Origin of the sequence: Brucella ciceri (assembly GCF_041930145.1) — a bacterium.
In the GTDB taxonomy this organism is placed as follows: Bacteria; Pseudomonadota; Alphaproteobacteria; order Rhizobiales; family Rhizobiaceae; genus Brucella; species Brucella intermedia.
This window is the reverse complement of the sequence record NZ_JBHEEV010000028.1, coordinates 1-3,241: the sequence shown is the minus strand read 5'-3', so window position 1 is coordinate 3,241 and position 3,241 is coordinate 1. Positions and strand designations below refer to the sequence as shown.

Sequence of the window (3,241 nt, the reverse complement as noted above, 5' to 3'; positions counted from 1 at the left end):
ACCAACACGCCAATTGGCGTAGTCAAAACCGCCGAGGCTCTAATCGCCGTTGGATGAAAGTTCAGTGGCAGGTCAGCACCAATAAAGACACCCTCTTGCCAGATTCTCGCCCACTCCTGTTCGTCATTTGCAAGTTTCGCCCGTGCGGCTTCCAGTTCCGCGCGGCTGTTTGCAAGGATCGCTTGGGCATCTTCTTCGGTGAGCTTACGACACAGTTGTCCAATCATAACCAGACGCTGGATACGGGCATCAGTTCTGGCGATACCTTTGAACCTCTCTTGTGCCAGCGATGCCGACATTGAAATCTCGGGCGCTCCTGCGATCACCATTAGAAGGAAAACCGGCAGCCAAACATTTATTGGCGCTTGAAACCATTTCATCTTTCTCTCCTGAGGAGCAAACTGAAGGACTCACCCCTAGGAGACACCGGAGCTCCCCACGAAGGAGGACGTATCGCCTGTATAGAGAAAAAGGCACTGTTGTTTCAGTGTTACTGAGTCGACGATATAACTCAATTCATCGCCGCTGCTTGCTGAGGTATGTACTAAAACTTGGGGAAAAACTGTATCCTCACTTTCGAACCGGCCCGAACTGTTGTGTTAACGGGGCCATAGTCAGGGTTGAAAGTCGGGTGCCAAGCTCGGAGCACTTTATCCGATAACCATTCCAGCTCGAGTTGCTCGTCCGCTACCTTGCTGTCGAATTGAACCATTGCATTCACAAAAGAGTTGCAGGGTTCTGATCTGCCGGCCTCCAGCACTGAAACCTGCACCATTTCGGTCCACTGCAAAAATGCACCTGCTTGCGGACATCTGCGAACCTCGACGTGGACGAACTTGTTGGGAGATGGCAAATCGACGACGATTTGGTCGGGGCCGCATGCCGTCAATATGATCAGCAGACAACAGAGATACATGTTTTTCATTATCATCAGCGAAACCTCTGTGTTCGAAAGATAACAGGCTCATTAATGTCCAGCTGACCACATACAACACTCCAGCTGCGGATATACCAGGCCATCTTGATACCGCTGAAATTGATCGTAAGCCAAAATCCCTCCTCTGCCCAAGAATACCGCACCTGCAGCGATCAAACCCTTACGCCAGTTTTTCATATCGATCACTATCAGTCTCTGTAGCAGGGTTTGATTTGTTTCCTGGAAAAAGAACCTGCGTTATAAGTGTTAATGTTTTGCACCGGAGGTTTTGGAGATAGCGTTAACCACCCGGCCTGCAGTTCATCTCGGTGAAGGCAGCGAGCTCTTTCTTGTCCATGCTAAAGCCGTAAGCCTTGATGGTGAGCTTGCCGATCATCGTATCGTTACACAACATTATTGAAGTGGGCTTTTTACCGGAAATACTCATATCGCAAATCGCACCAACGCTTTCGTCGTTAGTTTCGCCCTTACTTCCGATGAGCAGATCGCAGTTCAGCTTTGCTTTAATACCAAGCTGGTTAAGATCGCTCTCAAAATCGCCGGCACGTTCTGATATCTCTTGTTGATCAGTGATATCGCGGACCTTCAGCGTTTCGGCAACTATTGGCGCTGTCGAAAAAATCAACCCTGCGGCCATCACGCTACCCAATTGGAAATACATGGTTTCTTCTCCTACACGTTAGCCACATCTGCAATTCCAGAACAGATTATGAATACAATCACATTGCCTGTGTCTAGACATTACGTGTGTACGTGGCGCGATTTGTTCGCCTGTTTGGGGTTTTTGATTTAAAGCCGAGATTCTCGGTCTCCGCTCGTCACAGTAATCTCCCTTCGAGGGAGGTGTGATGCGGGCATTAATAGTCGATCGGCAAGCGCAGCAACTTCTTGATGCCGCGGCAGCTGAAACTCAAACTTTCATGCCATGGGCCTTCCTTTGTCAGACGACCGCTTTGCAAAGAATCCGAACCGGGAATTGCGCGAGACGACGGCCTCAGTTTGACCAGTTCCGAACGCTGGATGCGAATGATCACCGTTCCAGAACAGTCATCCGCGTCGCAAAGTCATCGCAAGAGTTTGTCACCGCTGGACAAATGAAACCCTCATCGTTTATGCTCGTGTGGTCGATGTTATGGCAAACTAATGAACTCACACGTCTGATTCTTCGCATCTCGGAACATCTCACCAGCTAGTACAGCGAACGCTGGGAAGAAGCCACCAAAATCGAAAATGAGTTTCACAACGGCTAGGGCGCCTTTCGAAAAGCAACCGCTAGCGAACAGAAATTATTATTATCCTCTCAACCGACGTTACTTTTTCTGCAGCGCCTTGACTTGCAGAGCAATACTTCCGCGATCCAGTTCCGAAACAATTATCTCGACGGGAACCTGTGGTTTTAAACGGAAAATTTTTGCGCCAACTCGCTGATAAGCCTGATCAGGTGTTTCAATCCTGCCCACGCAGTTCGAAACGAACTCCGCGACTGCTTTAACCGTCGAATCTTCCAGCACGCACGACCAACTCACCGAGGATACATTCGTGCGCAAAACAACACGGCAAAAATTGCTTCCAGTTAAGGTGAGCTTTGATGGGTAAACGTCCACATCCTTCGGCGGCACGTTAGCAGCAACATTTTTAAAGTTAACTTTCGATTGTTTGATGACCTGCTTCAACGTTGAGCAATCCTTCCGAGCATCTAAAGCATAGGCTGAGCTGGATGTGAAAACCCCAACCGATACAAGTGCGGTCATGAACAAAGATTTCATCAGAACCTCCGAATAGCTGAGGCATAAACGATAGAAACCGATCAAACTATCATGTTTATGCCGGACCAAAGCGTGTTTCTGAATGGGTATCCGATCAACGCTGAGAGTTGGCTCGGTTTGTTTGAACAGTTTCGGGCGTCTCGTTAAGTGGATTTCCGCCTCGATTATGCCGCCACCATCATCGGTGCCAGCGCGTTGAAGTAAGCCTGATCCGGCGACTGCCGGTCAAGAGATGAATGTGGACGTCGAGTATTGTAAAAGTTCAGATAACGACCGATCCCCGCGCGGGCCTCGGACACGGTCTTGTAGGCGTGGAGGTAGACCTCTTCGTATTTGATCGACCGCCAAAGCCGTTCGACGAAGACATTGTCCCGCCACGCGCCCTTGCCGTCCATCGAGATCGCAATCTCAGCTTTCTTCAGCACCGCCGTGAAGTCGATGGAAGTGAACTGCGATCCCTGGACGCCCTTCTGTTTGTCAAGCGACGATCCTGGTTTGATTGATCTGCTTCTGGCGACGCATGATGATGCCGAAGACT

General features: G+C 49.6%; 4 protein-coding genes. All 4 read right to left on the bottom strand.

Going from position 1 to position 3,241, the window contains the following annotated elements; genetic code table 11:
• Window positions 1-380 (bottom strand): hypothetical protein (locus tag JNC63_RS21815; protein ID WP_374846773.1); only part of this gene is annotated, 380 nt, incomplete at its 3' end.
• A gap of 837 nt (window positions 381-1,217) precedes the next feature.
• Window positions 1,218-1,598, bottom strand: a complete 381-nt coding sequence (locus tag JNC63_RS21810; RefSeq protein ID WP_075041732.1) for a hypothetical protein — start codon at window positions 1,596-1,598, stop codon at window positions 1,218-1,220.
• A gap of 649 nt (window positions 1,599-2,247) precedes the next feature.
• The gene (locus tag JNC63_RS21805) at window positions 2,248-2,703 is read right to left on the bottom strand and encodes a hypothetical protein (protein ID WP_247644424.1); all 456 of its coding nucleotides are present in this window, start codon (window positions 2,701-2,703) and stop codon (window positions 2,248-2,250) included.
• A gap of 164 nt (window positions 2,704-2,867) precedes the next feature.
• Window positions 2,868-3,241: integrase core domain-containing protein (locus JNC63_RS21800; protein WP_374846772.1), on the bottom strand; the 374-nt coding region annotated here is incomplete at its 5' end.